This is a genomic window from uncultured Arthrobacter sp. (genome assembly GCF_964021775.1).
GTDB lineage: Bacteria > Actinomycetota > Actinomycetes > Actinomycetales > Micrococcaceae > Arthrobacter.
The window spans coordinates 195267-212298 of sequence record NZ_CAXHZI010000002.1; the positions used below are offsets into that span (position 1 = coordinate 195267).

The window sequence follows — 17032 nt, forward strand, 5'->3', positions numbered from 1 at the left end:
GCATGCAGATCAGCATGACCGTGAACGGCAACGAAGTCAGCAGCGAAATTGAGCCGCGGGTGCTCCTGGTCCACTACCTCCGCGAGGTGCTGGGGCTGACCGGCACCCACTGGGGCTGCGACACCAGCAACTGCGGGACCTGCGTGGTCCTGATGGACGGCCAGCCGGTAAAGTCCTGCACCGTCCTCGCGGCGATGGCCGCCGGGCACGACATCCGCACCGTCGAGGGACTCGCCACCGGGGCCACGCTTGACCCGGTGCAGCAGGGTTTCATGGAGGAACACGGGCTGCAGTGCGGTTTCTGCACGCCGGGCATGATGCTCACCGCCCGGGCCCTGCTGGACAAGAACCCGCACCCGGACGACGGCGAGATCCGGCAGGCCATCTCCGGGCAGATCTGCCGGTGCACCGGCTACGCGACAATCGTCCGCTCGGTGCAGTGGGCCGCCGCCCATCCGGCGTCCGCCGCCGGCGGGGCCGAGGGAGCCGACGAAGTCCTCGACGGGACCGACACCGTGGTGGCGGACGTCGCCACGGAAACCCAGGACGCAGAGGTGAAGGCATGACTGTCATCCACGAGCGGGAGAGCAACCCCGCCGCCGGCGACGCGGACCGGCCGATCGGTTACGGCCGCATCCAGCGCAAGGAGGATCCCCGCTTCGTCCGCGGCAAGGGTCACTACCTTGACGACCTGGTGCTGCCCGGCATGCTGCACGGCGCGATCCTGCGCGCCCCGGTGGCGCACGCCCGTCTGGTGTCGATCGACACCACCAACGCCCTGGCGCACCCCAAGGTCCTCGCCGTCATCACAGGCAAGGACCTGGAGGGCCTCAAGCTGGCCTGGGCGCCGACACTCTCCGCCGACGTGCAGGCGGTGCTGGTCACGGACAAGGTCCGGTTCCAGGGGCAGGAGGTCGCGTTCGTCGTGGCCGAGGACCGCTACGCCGCCCGCGACGCGCTGGAACTGATCGACGTCGAATACGACGTGCTGCCGCCGCTGGTCGACGCGCGCAGGGCCCTCGACGCCGACGCGCCCCTCATCCGGGACGAAATCGAGGGCCGGACGGACAACAAGATCTTCGACTGGGAAATGGGCAGCGCGGCGGAGACGGATGCGGTGTTCGCGGGCGCCGACGTCGTGGTCAGCCAGGAGATGGTGTACCCGCGGGTGCACCCGGCCCCGATGGAGACCTGCGGCGCCGTCGCCGATTTCGACCCCATAGACGGCAAGCTCACGCTCTACGAGACCACCCAGGCCCCGCACGCGCACCGGACCCTCTTCGCGATCGTGGCCGGCATCCCGGAGCACAAGATCCGGATCGTCTCCCCGGACATCGGCGGCGGCTTCGGTAACAAGGTCGGCATCTACCCGGGCTACATCCTGGCCGTCGTCGGTTCCATCGTCACCGGCAAGCCGGTCAAGTGGATGGAGGACCGCTCCGAGAACCTGATGTCCACCTCCTTCGCCCGCGACTACATCATGAAGGGCGAGATCGCCGCGACGAAGGACGGGAAGATCCTGGCGCTGCGCACCGACGTGCTGGCCGACCATGGCGCGTTCAACGCCACCGCCCAGCCCACCAAGAACCCTGCCGGTTTCTTCTCCATTTTCACCGGCAGCTACGACCTGCAGGCCGCCTACTGCAAGGTGACCGGCGTCTACACCAACAAGGCGCCCGGCGGGGTGGCCTACGCCTGCTCCTTCCGCGTCACCGAGGCCGTGTACCTGGTGGAGCGGATGGTGGACATTCTGGCCCGGAAGCTGGACATGGACCCCGCGGAGCTCCGGCTGAAGAACTTCATCAAGCCCGAACAGTTCCCCTACGCCAACAAAACCGGCTGGGTCTACGACTCGGGCAACTACGAGGCCGCCATGCGGCTCTCCATGCAGCTGGCCGGCTACGAGGACCTCCGGCGCGAACAAAAGGAGAAGCGCGCCAGGGGCGAGCTGATGGGCATCGGCATCTCCTTCTTCACCGAAGTCGTCGGAGCCGGGCCCCGCAAGCACTTCGACATCGTCGGCCTGGGCATGGCCGACGGCGCCGAACTGCGGGTGCACCCCACCGGCAAGGCCGTCGTGCGGCTGTCCGTGCAAAGCCAGGGGCAGGGCCACGAAACCACCTTCGCCCAGATCGTCGCGGAGGAACTCGGCATCCCGCCGGAGAACATCGACGTCGTCCACGGCGACACGGACCAGACGCCGTTCGGCCTGGGCACCTACGGGAGCCGCTCGACGCCGGTCAGCGGCGGCGCCGTGGCGCTCGTGGCGCGCAAGGTGCGGGAAAAGGCGAAGCTGATTGCCGCGGCCATGCTGGAGACCCGCCCGGAGGACCTGGAATGGGAAAAGGGCCGCTGGTTCGTCAAGGGCGACCCCAGCGCGGGGAAGACCATCGAGGACATCGCGATGGCCGCCCACGGGACCATGACGCTGCCCGAAGGCGTCGACGGGTACCTCGACGCGGAAGTAACCTACGACCCGCCCAACCTGACCTTCCCCTTCGGCGCCTACATCTGCGTCGTCGACGTTGACCCGGGCACCGGCCATGTCAAGGTGCGGCGTTTCATCGCGGTGGACGACTGCGGGACCCGGATCAATCCGATGATCATCGAGGGCCAGGTCCACGGCGGGCTGACCGACGGCGTCGGGATGGCCCTGATGGAGATCATCGAGTTCGACGCGGACGGCAACAACCTGGGCGGCTCCTTTATGGACTACCTGATCCCCACCGCCATGGAAGTCCCGGACTGGGAGACCGGCTTCACGGTCACGCCCTCCCCGCACCACCCGATCGGCGCAAAGGGGATCGGCGAGTCCGCCACCGTCGGCTCCCCGCCGGCGATCGTGAACGCGGTGGTCGACGCACTGGCGCCGTTCGGGGTCACGCACATGGACATGCCGTGCACACCGGCCAGGGTCTGGGCGGCCATGCAGGGCCGGGCAAGGCCGCCGATCTGAGATGACTACCGCCGCTGACTCCATCGCCGCCCGGGCCGGCGAGCTCGCAGCCCGCCGCGAGCCGTACGTGCACGCCACGGTGGTCCGCGCCCAGCATCCCACCAGCGCCCGCGCCGGGGACACCGCCCTGGTGCTGCCCGGCGGCGACATCCAGGGCTTCGTCGGCGGGAACTGCGTCGAATCCTCGGTCCGGGAGTACGGCCTGAAGGTTCTGACCTCCGGGGAACCCCTGCTGCTGCGGGTGCTGCCCGGGGAACCCTCCCGCCGCGCGCAGGAGGGCGCCGTCGAGGTGTCCAACCCGTGCCTGAGCGGCGGCGCGATCGAAATCTTCCTGCAGCCGCGCCTGCCCGCGCCGCGGGTTGTGGTCGTGGGGACGACGCCGGTGGCGCAGGCCCTCGCCGCGCTGGGGTCCGGGGTGGGTTTCGACGTCGAACTCGCCGAGGGCGGGGCCGCCGAACCCCACCCGGACGACGCCGCCCTGATCGTTGCCTCGCACGGGAAGGCCGAGGAGAGTGCCCTCGAAGCCGCCCTGCGGGCCGGCGTGCCCTACGTCGCGCTGGTCGCCAGCGAATCGCGCGGCGCCGCCGTACTGGACTCGCTCGACGTCGACGAAGCGCTGCGCTCCCGGGTGTACACCCCGGCGGGCCTGCAGCTGGGCGCCCGCACCGCTGCTGAAATCGCGCTGTCCATCCTCGCCCAGCTGGTCCAGGAACGGGCCGCGGCACGGGCCGGCGCTCAGAACGGCGCGCAGAACAGCGCGCAGTCCGGCGGGGTTCCGGCGCCGTCCGCGCCGCAGCCGGAGACCGCGGTGGACCCCGTGTGCGGGATGTCCGTGCCGGTGGCCGAATCCTCGCTGCAGCTCGAGCATAACGGCGCCACCGTGTACTTCTGCTCCCCCGGCTGCCGCGCCGCCTTCCGCAAGGATCCGGAGCGCTATGCCCCCAGCATGTGAATTCCCCTCCAATGCCGTCACCGCGGCTGTCATCCTGGCGGCCGGGGCGTCCAAGCGCCTGGGCCGGCCCAAACAGCTGCTGCCCTACGGCGACGGCGTGCTGCTGGACGCCGTGCTCGCGACGGCCCGGCGCTGCGGGTTCGCGCAGACCGTGCTGGCGCTGGGCGGATCGGCCCGGGAGGTCCTCGGCGCCGTGGACACCACGGGCTGCGAGGTGGCGCTCAACCCGGACTACGGCCAGGGATGCTCGTCCTCGATCGCCGCGGCGATCGCGGTGCTGCGGCCGGACACCGAAGCGGTGGTGCTGCTGCTGGGTGACCAGCCTGGCATCCGAGCGGCGAGCGTGGCCCCGCTGCTGCGGGCGCTGGCCGGGCCGGACGGTCCCGGGGCGGCGGTGTGCCGCTACGACGACGGCCCCGGCCATCCCCTCGCGTTCAGCCGGCGACTGTTCCCGGACCTGGCGTCGCTGCACGGGGACAAAGCCGTGTGGAAGCTGCTGGAGCAGCGGGCGGAGGACGTCATCAAGGTTCCCACACCGGGCAATGTCCCCCTCGACGTCGACACCGAGGATGACTACCGGCGGGTGCTGGCCGAGCTGCAGGGGGCCGGGTGAACACGGCGGCCCGGACCGGGGCGGAGGAAGAAGTGCAGCGGCGGATCCCGGACATGGCCGCGCTGATGGCCGCGCTGGACAAACACGACTATCTGGCCGACACCGGGCTGGCCACCGCCCTGTTCCTCGCGGTGCGGCTGCCGCAGCCCATCCTGCTCGAGGGCGAGGCCGGAGTGGGCAAAACCGAGGCCGCCAAGACACTGGCGGAGCTGCTGGACACCCCGCTGTACCGGCTGCAGTGCTACGAGGGGATCGACGCCGGCGAAGCGCTTTACGAGTGGAACCACCAGCGCCAGCTGTTGGGGATCCGGTTGGCCGAAGCGCGCGACGCCGACGTCAGCGAGGCCGAGCTGTTCGGCCCCCAGTACCTGCTGCGTCGGCCGCTGCTGCAGGCCATTGAACACCCGGGGCCGCGGCCGGCTGTGCTGTTGCTGGACGAGATCGACCGGGCCGACGCCGAGTTTGAGGCGTTCACCTTTGAGCTGCTCGCGGAGGCCTCGGTCACCATCCCGGAGCTGGGCACCATCCGCGCCACGCATCCTCCGATCGTCGTGCTGACCTCCAACCGCACCCGGGACCTGCACGACGCGCTGACCCGGCGCTGCCTCTACCACTGGATCGACTATCCCGGGCCGGCCCGGATCGCCGAGATTGTGCGCCGCCGGGTGCCCGCCAGCAGCGGCCCGCTGGCGCTGCAGGCCGCCGCGGTGATCACCCGGCTGCGGACCCTTGACCTGGCAAAGCCGCCCGGGATCTCCGAGGCCATCGACTGGGTCTCCGCGCTCGCGGTGCTCGGCATTGAGCGGATCGACGCCGCCACGGCGGAACAAACCTGGGGTTCGATCGTGAAGAACCGCGACGACCTGGAGCTGGTGGGCTCCCGTGGCGCGGCCTGGCTGGTGGACGGCACCGATGACTGAATCGGCGCCTCCGCCCTCTTCGCCGGCCGTCGAGGCTGCCGCCCTGGCCGCGGCCTTCATCACGGCCCTGCGCGGCGCCGGCCTTTCCTGCTCGCCGGACCGGGCCGCCCGGCTGGCTGAGGCGCTCGCGCTGGTCCCGCCCACCGACCTGGAGCGGCTCTACTGGGCGCTGCGGATAGTGCTTGTCTCGGGCCACGAGCAGTTGCCGGTGTTCGACGCCGTCTTCGGCGCCGTGTTCCAGGGCGGTTTCGATCCCGCCGCCTCGCTGGAACGCCGCGCCGGGGAACCCGTCCCTGTCCCGGCTCCGCCGCCGCCCGCGGACGGGTCGCGGACCCGGCCCGCCAAGCAGAGCGGCCGCCCCGCCGAGCCCGGCAGCACCGCCCTACGGCCGCCCGCGCTGACCGCCGGCAGCGACGACGCCGGCAACCGGCCGGAGTCCGTGCGGGAGGCCGTCCTGGCGATGGCGTCCACGGAAGAGCACCTGCACGGGATGAACTTTGCCGCCCTGTCCGACGTGGAAGCCGCGGAGATCCGCCGGCTGGCTGCCAGGATCCTGCTGGCCACACCCGAGCGCCTGAGCCGGCGCACGCGCAAATCCCCGCACAGCAGCGCACGCCTGGACATCAGGGCCACCGTGCGGGCCGCCCGCCGCTCCGGCGCCGACTCCCCCCGTCTCCTGTACGCCCGGCGCCGCCGGCTGAGGCGCAAGCTGGTGCTGCTGTGCGACGTTTCCGGATCGATGGAGCCGTACTCCCGGATCTTCCTGGCCCTGCTGCAGGGCGCCGTCGCCACCGCCGGAGCGGAAGCCTTTGTGTTCTCCACCCGGCTGACACGCCTGACCCGGCAACTGGCCCACCGCGACCCGGACCTGGCCCTGGCGCAGGCCGCCGCGACCGCACCGGACTGGGCCAGCGGCACCCGGCTCGCCGAGAGTCTCCGCCGGTTCTTGGACGAACACGGCCGCCGCGGACTCGCCCGGGGCGCCGTGGTGGTGGTCTTCTCCGACGGCTGGGCGCAGGAGGATCCGGAGCAGGTCGCGACCCAGATGGCCCGGCTGCGCAGGCTCGCGCACCGGGTGGTCTGGGTGAACCCGCGGAAAGCAGCGCCGCAGTATCAGCCGCTGGCGGGCGGGATTGCCGCCGCGTTGCCCTACTGCGACGCCTTCGTCAGCGGGCACAGCTACACGGCGCTGGCGGAGGTGGCGGCCGCCATCCGCGGCGATGGCCCCTCCGCACCCGGAGGACACAAAGTTGGAAGTCAAGGGATCGCAAATCAAGGGAGCAGCTAATGCAGATAGACAGCAGTTTCGCGGTGGTGGCACCGATCGGCAAGGTCTGGGACACCCTGATGGATTTTGAACGGGTGGCAGGCTGCCTCCCGGGCGCCCAGATCCTGAACAAGCTCTCCGATGACGCCTACCAGGTGGGCATGACCGTGAAGCTGGGTCCGGTAAACATGCAGTACCGGGGCCTGCTCAATGTCCTGGAGCGGAACGCCGCCGAGCACCGGGCCGTGCTGGGCGGCAAGGCACAGGAAACCCGGGGCCAGGGCACCGCCGAAGCTACGGTGACACTGGCGCTGACCCAAGAGGGGACCACAACGCACGGGACAGTCAGTGCCGATCTGGCGCTCTCCGGCAAGGCCGCGGCCATGGGCAAGAGCGTGATCGGCAGCGTCACCGAACAGATGATGGGGCTCTTCGCCGGTAACCTGCAGACCATGCTGGCCGAACCGGAGCCGGCAACCGCCGCCGCGGCCCCCGCGGCGGCCGAACAGGTGCCGACCGCCGCCCACGCGCCGGCCGCCCCCTCCCCTGCAGGCCCCGGAACGCCGCCCACGCCAACGGCGCCGCCCGCGCCGCCGTCGGGCGGCCTGGACGCCGTCAGCCTCGTCAAGGGCATCGCCGCCGACCAGCTCTCCAGCCCCGGCAAGGCCCTCGGCCTGCTCGCGGCGGTCGCCTGCCTGGCCTACTGGGCCGGCCGCCGGTCGGCGTTCCGGATGCTCCGGCTCTGCGGACGGCTTTAGGAGCACTCCATGCGGGACGTGCTGGCAGCCATCATGCCGGACTGGCGGCAAGGCAGAACCGCGGGGCTGGCGACGGTGGTGGACACGTTCAAGTCCGCCCCGCGGCTTCCGGGCGCGTCCATGCTGGTCACGGCCGGCGGCGCCGCCGTCGGGTCGGTGTCCGGCGGCTGCGTCGAGGGCGCGGTGTTCGAACTGGCCAGCCAGGTCCGGGACGACGGGGTCCCCGTGCTGGTGCGGTACGGGATCAGCGACGACGACGCGTTCGCCGTCGGCCTCACCTGCGGCGGCATCATCGACATCTTCGTTGAGCCGGTCTCGGCGCAGCGCTTCGCGGCGCTCGACGGCGTGCGGCAGGACATCGAGGACGAAAAGCGGGTGGGGGTGGCCACAGTCATCGAGCACCCGGACAGCACCTGGCTGGGGCGGCATTTGGTGGTGCGGACGGACGGCTTCGAGGGCAACCTGGGCTCGGAGCGCGCAAACCTCGCCGTGGGCGACGACTGCCAGGGTTACTTGGCCGTGGGCCGCACCGGCATCCTGAGCTACGGCCCGGACGGGGAGCGGCTGGACAGCGGGATGCGGATCTTCTTCACCAGCTACGCCCCGCCGCCACGGATGCTCGTTTTCGGGGCCATCGACTTCGCCGCGGCGCTCGCCCGGCTCGGTACGTTCCTGGGCTACCGGGTGAGCGTCTGCGACGCCCGCGCCGTCTTCGCCACTCCGGCCAGGTTTCCCGAGGCTGCCGAGGTGATCAACGAGTGGCCGCACCGCTACCTGGCCGGGCAGCAGGAGCTGGGCCTGGTCGATGAACGGACCGTCATCTGCGTCCTCACGCATGATCCGAAGTTCGACATTCCGTTGCTGTCGGTGGCCCTGCGCGGCGGCCCGGTCGCCTATATCGGGGCCATGGGGTCGCGGCGCACCCACCAGGACCGGCTCCGGCGGCTGGGCGAGGCGGGACTGGGCGGGACCGAACTGTCCCGGCTGCACAGCCCCGTGGGCCTGGACCTCGGCGCCCGGACCCCGGAGGAGACGGCGGTGTCCATCGCCGCGGAGATCATCGCCACGCAGTGGAGCGGCAGCGGCGAACCGCTGCGGCAGCTGGACGAACGGATCCACCACGACGAGCAGCATCACGGGCAGCAGGCCTAGCGGCGGGACGACCGGCGTCGGGCGTAAGCTCGTGCCATGGCGAGATATTTCGATGTGCACCCCGACAACCCCCAGCCGCGATCCATCACGCAGGTGGTGGACATGGTGAAGTCCGGCGGCCTGATCGCCTATCCGACCGACTCCTGCTACGCGCTGGGCGCACAGCTGGGGAACCGGGACGCGCTGGACCGGATCCGCGCCATCCGGCACCTCGATGACAAGCACCACTTCACGCTGGTCTGCAAGGACTTCGCCCAGCTGGGGCAGTTTGTCCAGATCGACAACGACGTTTTCCGCAGCATCAAGGCCGTGACGCCGGGCAGCTACACGTTCATCCTGCCGGCCACCAAGGAGGTGCCGAAGCGGTTGCTGCACCCCAAGAAGAAGACCGTCGGCGTGCGCATCCCGGACAACAAGGTGGTCCAGGCTCTGCTGGCCGAACTCGGCGAGCCGCTGCTCTCCAGCACGCTGCTGCTCCCGGACGAGGAAGAGCCCCTGACCCAGGGCTGGGAAATCAAGGAGCGGCTGGACCACGTGGTGGATGCCGTGATCGATTCCGGCGACTGCGGGGCGGAGCCGACGACGGTCATCGACTTCTCCAGCGGCGTTGCCGAGGTTGTCCGCCACGGTATGGGCGACCCGTCGCGGTTTGAATAGTCGGGCCCCCGCCCCTGGGATACGATCCTGGCATGCCCCGCCTCACTGTGCCTGACGTCAGCTTCCACTCCTCCTGGCTGGAAGGGTCCGCAGAATTTGAGGGCGCGCGCCGGGACGGCGGGGGCGCGGATGACTGGCCTCTGGAAGAACTCAGGGACGCCGGGTCGTTCCGTCGTTTTGTCGATGTCCTCCTCAATGACGCTCTGCCGGAGACCGAGCGGAAACCGGGTTACGTGCCCTGCACGTATTTGTGGATCGTGGAGGGTGACACGTTCCTGGGCTCACTTGCCATCCGGCACGAACTGAACGATTTCCTGCTCAATGAGGGTGGGCACATCGGCTACAGCGTGCGACCCTCCGCCAGGCGCCGCGGCCATGCGGCGAAAGCGCTGGCTGACGCCCTGCCGCTGGCGCGGGAGCTGGGAATCCCCCGGGTCCTCCTCACCTGCGATGAGGACAACGCCGGATCCCGGGCGGCCATCGAAAAGAACGGCGGCGTCTACGAGGACAGCCGCAACGGCAAGCGGCGCTACTGGATCGATACCGTTCGGCCGGAGGCACCCTAAACGCTCAGCGCTATGACGCGGAGCCTGATCCGGCGGGAAAGGTGCCAAGCGCTTCACTCGCGTCGAAGGTTCGCGACACGGCCAACAACCAGTTGTGTTCGGACCCTCGACGGCGGCACTCGTGTCCTACGGTAGTCCTAAACCACGAGAGGGGACTCCCACATGGCCTGTGACGGCTGCACCACATCTTCAAAACTTGACTTCGATTTCAGCATGGCCTTCCAGCCGATCTATGACGCCGTTGCCGGCCGCGTGTGGGGCTACGAGGCGCTGGTCAGGGGCTTGTCGGGCGAGGGCGCTTACGAAGTTTTGTCAAAGGTGTCGCCGGAGCAGAAGTACCGTTTCGACCAGGACTGTCGCGTCAAGGCAATCGAGCTGGCATCGCGGCTGTTTCCGGCGGGTGAGGAGTTGATGTTGTCGATCAACTTCATGCCGAACGCGGTTTACGAACCGGCTGCCTGCCTACGCGCGACACTGCTCGCAGCCAGCCGGTGCAGTTTTCCGACCTCGTCGATCATGTTCGAGTTCACGGAGAATGAGGAGGTCTCGGATACCGCCCACCTTACGAACATCATCACCGAATACCGCAAGCATGGTTTTACCACCGCCATCGACGACTTCGGCGCCGGTCATGCGGGTCTGGGCCTCCTTGTCGATTTCCAGCCGGACCTGATGAAGATTGACATGAAGCTCATCCGCGGGATTGACACCAGCCCGGCCCGCCAGGCCGTCGTCGCCGGCATCGTCGATATCGCCCGGGAGCTCAACATCACGGTGCTCGCAGAAGGCATCGAGACTGAGGCGGAGTTCCTGGAGCTGAAGGGTACGGGCATCCGGCTGTTCCAGGGATACTGGCTGGGGAAGCCCGCTTTCGAGAAGCTTCCACAGGTAAATGTGGATGCCGGGTCCGGTCACGACGTCGCCGCTTTCGCGTAGCCGCAGCGGAGCCCGCCGCGGCTGCCAACCGGGGCCGGTTGAACGCGGCACATGCGCTCCCATCGACTAGCATAAGTGCATAACCATGCACGTATGCACTTGAGGGGTTTCGCTGATGTGGTCAGTTCTGAAGAACGTGCCGTACCGACGGCTGTTCGCAGCCCAGATCGTGGCCTTGATCGGCACCGGGCTGCTCACCGTCGCGCTGGGGCTCCTGGCCTACGACCTGGCCGGCAGCAACGCCGGAGCGGTGCTTGGCACCGCACTGACGATCAAGATGCTGGGCTATGTGGGCCTGGCTCCGGTGATCAACGCCCTGGCCGCGCGATGGCCAAAGAAACGGGTCCTAATCGGGGCGGACCTGATCCGGGCCGCGATGGCCCTATGCCTTCCGTTCATTACCGACGTTTGGCAGATCTACATCGTGATCTTCCTGCTGCAGAGTGCGTCCGCGACGTTCACCCCGGCGTTCCAGTCCCTGATCCCCACCATCCTGACCCAGGAAAAGGACTACACCCGGGCACTGTCGCTGTCCCGGCTGGCTTACGACATGGAAGCCCTGGTCAGCCCGGCCGTTGCTGCACTGCTGCTGACCGCGCTCAGCTACAACAATCTCTTCCTCGGGACCGTCGCCGGGTTCCTCTTTTCGGCGCTCATGGTCGCCATCACCGTCCTGCCGCGGGTCTCCGCCTCCGCGGCGCCGCAGACTTCGCTATGGCACCGGACTACCCTGGGAGCCAGGATTTTCTGGCGGAACCGTCGACTGCGGTCCCTGCTGGCGCTGAACCTCGTGGTCGCCGCCCCGACGGCGCTGGTGCTGGTCAACACAGTGGTCTACGTGCGGGATGTCCTGCACCGGCCGGACACCGACCTGGCGCCGGCGTTGGCCTGCTTCGGGGTCGGGTCGATGATCGTGGCCCTGTCTGCGCCACGGGTCCTGGACCGGTTCGGGGACCGTGCCGTGATGCTCTCCGGCGCCGCCGCCATTCCGCTGGTCCTGGCCGCTACGGCGGCACTGACCTTGCTGGGCGCCCCAGGGTCGGGATGGTGGCTGCTGGTGGGTCTATGGTTCCTGCTGGGCGCCGCGAACTCCACCATCCTCACCCCTTCTTCACGGCTGCTGCGGGATGCGTCTACCGAAGAGACCCGGCCATACGTGTTCACGGCCCAGTTCTCCCTCTCCCACGCCTGTTACATCGTGACGTATCCGCTGGCCGGATGGGTTGGGGCCATGGCCGGTTTGGGCTGGGCTGCCATGGCGCTGACAATTATTGCGATGATAGGCAGTGCAGGTGCATTCCTGTCCTGGCCCCGGCACCACGCCGCAGCAGCCAAGGAACCGGCGGAGAAGGAGCAGAGCGTTGAGCAGTCAACCCGACAGCGCGCCGGATCACGCCCCTGACGCTCCGTCCCTGGCCCACCCGGTCACCCCGGGACCGCAGCTGTTGGAGACTGCCGCCGGCACGTTGCGAATGCTCGCCGAACCGACCCGCCTGCACCTGCTCTGGCAGCTCGCCGACGGACCCAAAACCGTCACCGAGCTCACCGCCGCCGCCGGGGTGCCGCGGACCGTGACCAGCCAGCACCTGGCCAAACTCCGCCTCAGCGGACTCGTGGACACCCGCAAAGACGGCCGACACGTCATCTATTCCCTCCACGACGGACACCTCGTCCGGCTGATCCGCGAAACCATCAACCACGCCGATCACCGGATCACCGGCGAGCCGACGCACGACTGAATTCCACACTGCCTGCTGACGTGCTGCCGCAGGCGGCCACACCTACACCAGCCGTGGCACTGGGAAGCTGCTGCCGCTGTCCCGTCGGTGTCCACCATTTGCCGGTTATGGGTTATGACATGGCTTAGTCAGCGTCCTGCGGGCGAATCCGATCCTTTGAATCCCTCCCGGCTCGAACGCATCCTGCATCGAATGAAACCTCATGAAGAGGTCAAATGTCAGCCCCGGGCGCTACACTTTAATTCGAACATATATTCGAAAAAGGGTGTGTTGTGGGCGTAATCATCGGGCCCCGCGTGATAGATGCGGGCTCTTCCCTCCTGTCGGTCCTCATCTCGCCGGTGCCGGTCGCTGCCGGCTATCCGTCGCCGGCGCAGGACTATTTTGACGGCCGGATCGACCTCAACGAGCACCTGATCAAGGACATCACCAGCACCTACGTCGTCAGGGTCTCAGGGGACTCCATGGAGGGCGCCGGCATCAGCGACGGGGATGAGTTGATCGTCAACCGGGCGCTCGAGCCGCGCGACGGGTGCGTCGTCGTCGCCGTCCTCGACGGCGAGCTCACCGTCAAGCGACTCCGAGTCACCGCCTCCGGGGTGGTCCTGCAGGCAGATAACCCGCGCTACCCGGACATCCGGGTACCGGCCCTCTCCGACCTCGTCATCTGGGGCGTCGCCACCCGGTGCCTGCACCATGTCTAGGCCCGGGTCCGAGCCGCGGCCCGGCGGCAGTATTGCCCTCGTGGACGTGAACTGCTTTTACGCCAGCGCCGAACGGGCGTTCGATCCCTCGCTGGAGGGCAGGCCCGTGGTGGTGCTGTCCAACAACGACGGCTGCGCCGTCACCCGCTCGCCGGAAGCGAAGGCCCTGGGCATCCAGCTCGGCGAGCCCTGGTTCAAACTTGCCCCGCGGGCCAGGGAATGGGGGCTGGTGGCCAGGTCCAGCAACTACGAGCTCTACGGGGACATCAGCGCCCGGGTGATGGAACTCCTGGGCCGGTATTCGGCGTGGCTGGAGGTCTACAGCATCGACGAAGCGTTCCTTGGCGTCCGCGGCAGCCCGGAAGAATTGCTGCGGCTCGGGCAGGCCATGAAGACGTCGGTCCGCCGGAATGTCGGCGTTCCGGTGTGCGTCGGGATCGCCGGCACCAAGACCCTGGCAAAACTGGCGAACAAGTGGGCCAAGCACAACCCGGCGTTCGACGGCGTCTGCCACTGGGACGCCGTTCCCGCCGAGCGCCAGGAGCAACTGATGGCCGGCCTGTCCGTCATCGAGCTCTGGGGCGTCTCCACGCGGCTGACCAAACGCCTGAACGGGCTGGGGATCCGGAGCGTGCTCGACCTGGCCCGGGCGGACCCGGTCACCATCAGGGACCGCTTCTCGGTGGTGCTGATGCGCACGGTCCTGGAACTGCGCGGCACGTCGTGCATCCCGCTCGAAGAGGAACGCGTCGGCCGCGACCAGCTGATTTTCAGCCGGTCCTTCGCCACCCCCATCAGCACTGCGGCCGCGATGCGCCAGGTCCTCGGGATCTACGCGCAGCAGGCCAGCGCCCGGCTCGCCCGGCACGGCCTGCAGGCCAAAGTCCTGACGGCTTTCGCCGCCACATCCCACTACAACCCGCGGGACAGCTCGCACCCCTCGGCGTGCGTTTCGCTGCCAATGCCTACCGCGGACCCGCTGCTGCTGGCCAAAGCCACCTACGCCCTGCTCCCCCGGATCGTCGACGGCGTCAACTATGCGCGGGCCGGCATCATGGTCACGGACCTGCGTCCGACAGCCAACCAGGCTCCGCTGGCCGTGTTTGAGAACCCGCACGAGGAACGGGGCATCGGCCCGCTGCTGGAGGAGGTCAGCCGCAAGTACGGCAAGGGTTCCATCGGCCTGGGGTCCGCAGGGATCCGCGGCGGCCCTGACTGGACGATGAAGCGCGACATGCTGTCCCCGCGCTACACGACCCACTGGGACGAACTGCCCGTGGTCAAGGCCGCCTGACCAGTCCCCCACAGGATCGGGCGGCCGGCGCCGGGACGATACCCAAAAGAGGTCACCATGCTTACTATTGAGGCTCCGGCTGCTGGCACCCCGTGTGCCGCTGGAACCGGCCGATCCGAGGAGCGCCAATGCCGCTAAGCAAGGGAACACCCGTCGAGTGGAACACGCCCCAGGGCCCCACCCACGGCAAAGTTGTGCAGAAAAAGGTCAGTGACTTCGAGCTGGACGGACACACCCACCGGGCCAGTGCGGACGAGCCGATGTATGTCGTGGAGTCCGCCGGAACAGGTGCCCGGGCTGCTCACAAAGCCTCCGCCCTGACAGTGCACGAGTAACGCCGTGGCCGGCCAGAACCACGACGTCCTCATCATCGGCGGCGGTAATGCCGGTGTCTCCCTCGCCGCACGCCTGCATCGCTACGGCATCAAGGATGTGGCCGTGGTGGAGCCCGGAGAGCAGCACTTCTACCAGCCGTTGTTCTCCCACATCGCCGGCGGAAGGGCAAAGGCCGCCGAAGCCGTCCGGACCCAGAGCTCCGTCATGCCACCTGGCGTGGAATGGATCCGGGACAGCGCAGTGGACGTCGACCCGGCGGCCAACACGGTGACGTTGGCCTCCGGCCGCCGGCTGGGCTTTGGCCACCTGGTGGTCTGCCCGGGCCTGCAGCTGGACTGGGCCGGTATCCCGGGCCTGGCCGAGGCCGTCCATTCCGCCGCGGGTGCCTCCCACTACGACTTCGGCCTGGCAGCGAAATCCTGGGCGCTGCTGAGCGGCCTCACGGCCGGCACCGCCGTCTTCACGATGCCCTCAGGCCCCATCAAGTGCGGCGGCGCCTCACAGAAGCCCATGTACCTGGCCTGCGATTACTGGCGCCGGCAGGGAGTCCTCCAGGACATTCGCGTCCTCATGGTGCAGCCTTACCCCACCGTGTTCGGCGTGCCCGGGGTGGACGAGGAGCTGCGTCGCAAGATCGCCGAGTACGGCATTGAACTGCGCCTGGACAGTGAACTGGTTGCGGTGGAGGCGGCGGCCCAAAACGCGGTGATCAGGGACAATACAACCGGATCCACCGAGCAGCTGCACTACGACGTCCTCAACGCCGTGCCGCCGCAGTCGGCCCCGGACTGGCTCAAGGCCACCGAACTGCCCGCCCCGGGCGACTCCGGCGGGTTCGTGGACGTGGACCCGCAGACCCTCCGGCACACCCGGTTCCCGAACATCTGGTCCCTGGGTGATGCCGCGGCGACCACCAACTCCAAGTCCGGCGGTGCGTTGCGGAAGCAGACGAAGGTCCTGGCCAAGAACCTCGTCGCGGCCCGCGAGGGAAAGCCGCTGCCGGAGAAGTACGACGGATACTCGGTGTGCCCCTTCACGGTGTCCCGCTCGACGGTTGTCTTCGCCGAGTTCGATGACCACTACAGGCCCATGCCCTCGGTCCCCAAGGTTCCGACGTGGAAAGAGAGCCGCGCGTCGTGGGTTGTGGACCGGGACATTTTCCCGCAGGTGTACTGGAACCTGATCCTCAAGGGCCGCGCCTAGGTTTGCAGAATGCGCGTGCCGGTAGCCGTCAGACCGCGGTCCGGACGCGCTGGAGGAAAGAATCCAAGATCCTTCCGGCGTTCTCCCTCAGACGGTCATCGGCCGCTGTGCCCTTCGGCCCCGGTGCGTGCAGCCGTTCGCCGAGGAGCAGCAGGGCCGCCAGTACTTCGGAGAGCTCCGTATTTTCTTCAGCGCGCTGCCGCAGCAGCCTCAGATGCGCGGCTTGGAGGGCCGGTCCCGGCGGGCAGGCCAGCGCGCGGTCAAAAAGTCGGCGGCAACGCTCATACGCAGACAGGCCCTCTACCGGCAGGCCGGCATGTTCAAAGGCCGTCACCAACACCGTCCAGGCCCGCTCGTTCAGCGGCTCGGACCGGACGGCTGACTGCGCCCAGCGGACAGCTTCGTCGTGCCGTCCGAGGGACAGTGCCGCCTCCGCGGCCGCGATCTTTGCGGCAACGCGATCGGCGGCGTGGCGGGCGCGGGCCGCGTCCGCCCAGTCGGCGACGAGTTCGAAGCCGAGGAGTGGTTCGGCGGAGAGCTCCAGCGCCTCGACCAGGAGCGCGTACGCCTCGGCCGGCGCGGCGCAGCCCGCAGCGAGCAGCAGGCCGTGGAAGCGCGTGAGGTCCAGGTCCACCAGCCGGGGCTCCAGGACGTATCCGCTGTTGGCCGTCCTGAGAGGACCCGTTTTGGTCTGTCCCGGCTGGATCGCCCGCCGGATGCCGCTGACGTAGCTCTCCAGCGTGGCTACGGCTCCGTCGCTGGCGTGGGGCCCCCAAAGAATTTCGATCAGCCGCGTCTTTGACACCGGAGTGCCCAGGTTCAGCAGGAGAAGTTCAAGAATATGCCGTGGCTTGCTCCCGCCCAGATCCGCGGCCGTGAGGGACACGCCATCGCGGCGGATTTCCAAAGGTCCGAAAAGTTGAACCGATATGGGCGGTGGTGCTCCCGGCGGTGTGGGCACGATGTTCTCCGATTCCCC

General features: G+C 68.7%; 18 protein-coding genes. 17 read left to right on the forward strand and 1 reads right to left on the reverse strand.

The window, feature by feature from the left end; translation table 11 throughout:
- Nucleotides 1-2: 2 nt before the first annotated feature.
- The 17 genes from ABIN76_RS02770 (at nt 3) to ABIN76_RS02850 (ending at nt 16053) form a co-directional block, all read left to right on the forward strand.
- Entirely contained in the window at nt 3-566 is a 564-nt protein-coding gene (locus ABIN76_RS02770) for a (2Fe-2S)-binding protein (protein ID WP_346958186.1), read from the forward strand.
- The gene (locus ABIN76_RS02775; protein ID WP_346958187.1) at nt 563-2956 is read left to right on the forward strand and encodes an aerobic carbon-monoxide dehydrogenase large subunit; all 2394 of its coding nucleotides are present in this window, start codon (nt 563-565) and stop codon (nt 2954-2956) included. Before ABIN76_RS02770 ends, ABIN76_RS02775 begins: the two co-directional genes overlap by 4 nt.
- 1 nt (nt 2957) lies before the next feature.
- Nucleotides 2958-3908 carry an XdhC family protein gene (locus ABIN76_RS02780; protein ID WP_346958188.1) on the forward strand — a complete coding sequence of 317 codons (951 nt, stop codon included), beginning with the start codon at nt 2958-2960 and terminating at the stop codon, nt 3906-3908.
- The gene (locus ABIN76_RS02785; protein WP_346958189.1) at nt 3892-4521 is read left to right on the forward strand and encodes a nucleotidyltransferase family protein; all 630 of its coding nucleotides are present in this window, start codon (nt 3892-3894) and stop codon (nt 4519-4521) included. The genes ABIN76_RS02780 and ABIN76_RS02785 overlap by 17 nt, the downstream gene beginning before the upstream one ends.
- Nucleotides 4518-5441, forward strand: a complete 924-nt coding sequence (locus ABIN76_RS02790) for a MoxR family ATPase (protein ID WP_346958190.1) — start codon at nt 4518-4520, stop codon at nt 5439-5441. Before ABIN76_RS02785 ends, ABIN76_RS02790 begins: the two co-directional genes overlap by 4 nt.
- Nucleotides 5434-6729, forward strand: coding sequence for a VWA domain-containing protein (locus ABIN76_RS02795; protein WP_346958191.1), 1296 nt, complete (start codon nt 5434-5436; stop codon nt 6727-6729). The genes ABIN76_RS02790 and ABIN76_RS02795 overlap by 8 nt, the downstream gene beginning before the upstream one ends.
- Nucleotides 6729-7466, forward strand: coding sequence for an SRPBCC family protein (locus tag ABIN76_RS02800; RefSeq protein ID WP_346958192.1), 738 nt, complete (start codon nt 6729-6731; stop codon nt 7464-7466). The genes ABIN76_RS02795 and ABIN76_RS02800 overlap by 1 nt, the downstream gene beginning before the upstream one ends.
- 9 nt (nt 7467-7475) lie before the next feature.
- Complete coding sequence (locus tag ABIN76_RS02805) at nt 7476-8618, forward strand: XdhC family protein (RefSeq protein ID WP_346958193.1); 1143 nt, start codon at nt 7476-7478, stop codon at nt 8616-8618.
- 36 nt (nt 8619-8654) lie between these two features.
- A complete protein-coding gene (locus ABIN76_RS02810; RefSeq protein WP_346958194.1) occupies nt 8655-9275 on the forward strand; it encodes an L-threonylcarbamoyladenylate synthase in 621 nt (206 codons plus the stop codon).
- A 32-nt stretch (nt 9276-9307) separates the two neighbouring features.
- Nucleotides 9308-9841: a GNAT family N-acetyltransferase gene (locus tag ABIN76_RS02815; protein ID WP_346958195.1), complete on the forward strand. Its 534-nt coding sequence runs from the start codon at nt 9308-9310 to the stop codon at nt 9839-9841.
- A gap of 213 nt (nt 9842-10054) precedes the next feature.
- Nucleotides 10055-10777, forward strand: coding sequence for an EAL domain-containing protein (locus ABIN76_RS02820; RefSeq protein WP_346958196.1), 723 nt, complete (start codon nt 10055-10057; stop codon nt 10775-10777).
- Nucleotides 10778-10892: 115 nt separating this feature from the next.
- Entirely contained in the window at nt 10893-12179 is a 1287-nt protein-coding gene (locus ABIN76_RS02825) for an MFS transporter (protein ID WP_346958197.1), read from the forward strand.
- Nucleotides 12139-12516 (forward strand): metalloregulator ArsR/SmtB family transcription factor, encoded by a 378-nt coding sequence (locus ABIN76_RS02830; RefSeq protein ID WP_346958198.1) that lies wholly within the window; start codon nt 12139-12141, stop codon nt 12514-12516. Before ABIN76_RS02825 ends, ABIN76_RS02830 begins: the two co-directional genes overlap by 41 nt.
- A 272-nt stretch (nt 12517-12788) precedes the next feature.
- On the forward strand, nt 12789-13220 hold the full coding sequence (umuD, locus tag ABIN76_RS02835; RefSeq protein WP_346958199.1) for a translesion error-prone DNA polymerase V autoproteolytic subunit: 432 nt from the start codon (nt 12789-12791) through the stop codon (nt 13218-13220).
- Entirely contained in the window at nt 13213-14514 is a 1302-nt protein-coding gene (locus tag ABIN76_RS02840; protein WP_346958200.1) for a Y-family DNA polymerase, read from the forward strand. The genes umuD and ABIN76_RS02840 overlap by 8 nt, the downstream gene beginning before the upstream one ends.
- Before the next feature lie 128 nt (nt 14515-14642).
- The gene (locus tag ABIN76_RS02845) at nt 14643-14849 is read left to right on the forward strand and encodes a DUF2945 domain-containing protein (RefSeq protein ID WP_346958201.1); all 207 of its coding nucleotides are present in this window, start codon (nt 14643-14645) and stop codon (nt 14847-14849) included.
- Between the two features lie 4 nt (nt 14850-14853).
- Nucleotides 14854-16053 carry an FAD/NAD(P)-binding oxidoreductase gene (locus ABIN76_RS02850; RefSeq protein ID WP_346958202.1) on the forward strand — a complete coding sequence of 400 codons (1200 nt, stop codon included), beginning with the start codon at nt 14854-14856 and terminating at the stop codon, nt 16051-16053.
- Nucleotides 16054-16081: 28 nt separating this feature from the next.
- Here ABIN76_RS02850 and ABIN76_RS02855 read toward each other — a convergent pair whose 3' ends face one another.
- Nucleotides 16082-17014 (reverse strand): BTAD domain-containing putative transcriptional regulator, encoded by a 933-nt coding sequence (locus tag ABIN76_RS02855; RefSeq protein ID WP_346958203.1) that lies wholly within the window; start codon nt 17012-17014, stop codon nt 16082-16084.
- Nucleotides 17015-17032: the final 18 nt, after the last annotated feature.

What these genes read in the sequence shown, in the direction of transcription:
- ABIN76_RS02770 (WP_346958186.1), top strand. Translation starts at nt 3, where the DNA reads ATGCAGATCAGCATGACCGTGAACGGCAACGAAGTCAGCAGCGAAATT.
- ABIN76_RS02775 (WP_346958187.1), top strand. Translation starts at nt 563, where the DNA reads ATGACTGTCATCCACGAGCGGGAGAGCAACCCCGCCGCCGGCGACGCG.
- ABIN76_RS02780 (WP_346958188.1), top strand. Translation starts at nt 2,958, where the DNA reads ATGACTACCGCCGCTGACTCCATCGCCGCCCGGGCCGGCGAGCTCGCA.
- ABIN76_RS02785 (WP_346958189.1), top strand. Translation starts at nt 3,892, where the DNA reads ATGCCCCCAGCATGTGAATTCCCCTCCAATGCCGTCACCGCGGCTGTC.
- ABIN76_RS02795 (WP_346958191.1), top strand. Translation starts at nt 5,434, where the DNA reads ATGACTGAATCGGCGCCTCCGCCCTCTTCGCCGGCCGTCGAGGCTGCC.
- ABIN76_RS02800 (WP_346958192.1), top strand. Translation starts at nt 6,729, where the DNA reads ATGCAGATAGACAGCAGTTTCGCGGTGGTGGCACCGATCGGCAAGGTC.
- ABIN76_RS02805 (WP_346958193.1), top strand. Translation starts at nt 7,476, where the DNA reads ATGCGGGACGTGCTGGCAGCCATCATGCCGGACTGGCGGCAAGGCAGA.
- ABIN76_RS02810 (WP_346958194.1), top strand. Translation starts at nt 8,655, where the DNA reads ATGGCGAGATATTTCGATGTGCACCCCGACAACCCCCAGCCGCGATCC.
- ABIN76_RS02815 (WP_346958195.1), top strand. Translation starts at nt 9,308, where the DNA reads ATGCCCCGCCTCACTGTGCCTGACGTCAGCTTCCACTCCTCCTGGCTG.
- ABIN76_RS02820 (WP_346958196.1), top strand. Translation starts at nt 10,055, where the DNA reads ATGGCCTTCCAGCCGATCTATGACGCCGTTGCCGGCCGCGTGTGGGGC.
- ABIN76_RS02825 (WP_346958197.1), top strand. Translation starts at nt 10,893, where the DNA reads ATGTGGTCAGTTCTGAAGAACGTGCCGTACCGACGGCTGTTCGCAGCC.
- ABIN76_RS02840 (WP_346958200.1), top strand. Translation starts at nt 13,213, where the DNA reads ATGTCTAGGCCCGGGTCCGAGCCGCGGCCCGGCGGCAGTATTGCCCTC.
- ABIN76_RS02845 (WP_346958201.1), top strand. Translation starts at nt 14,643, where the DNA reads ATGCCGCTAAGCAAGGGAACACCCGTCGAGTGGAACACGCCCCAGGGC.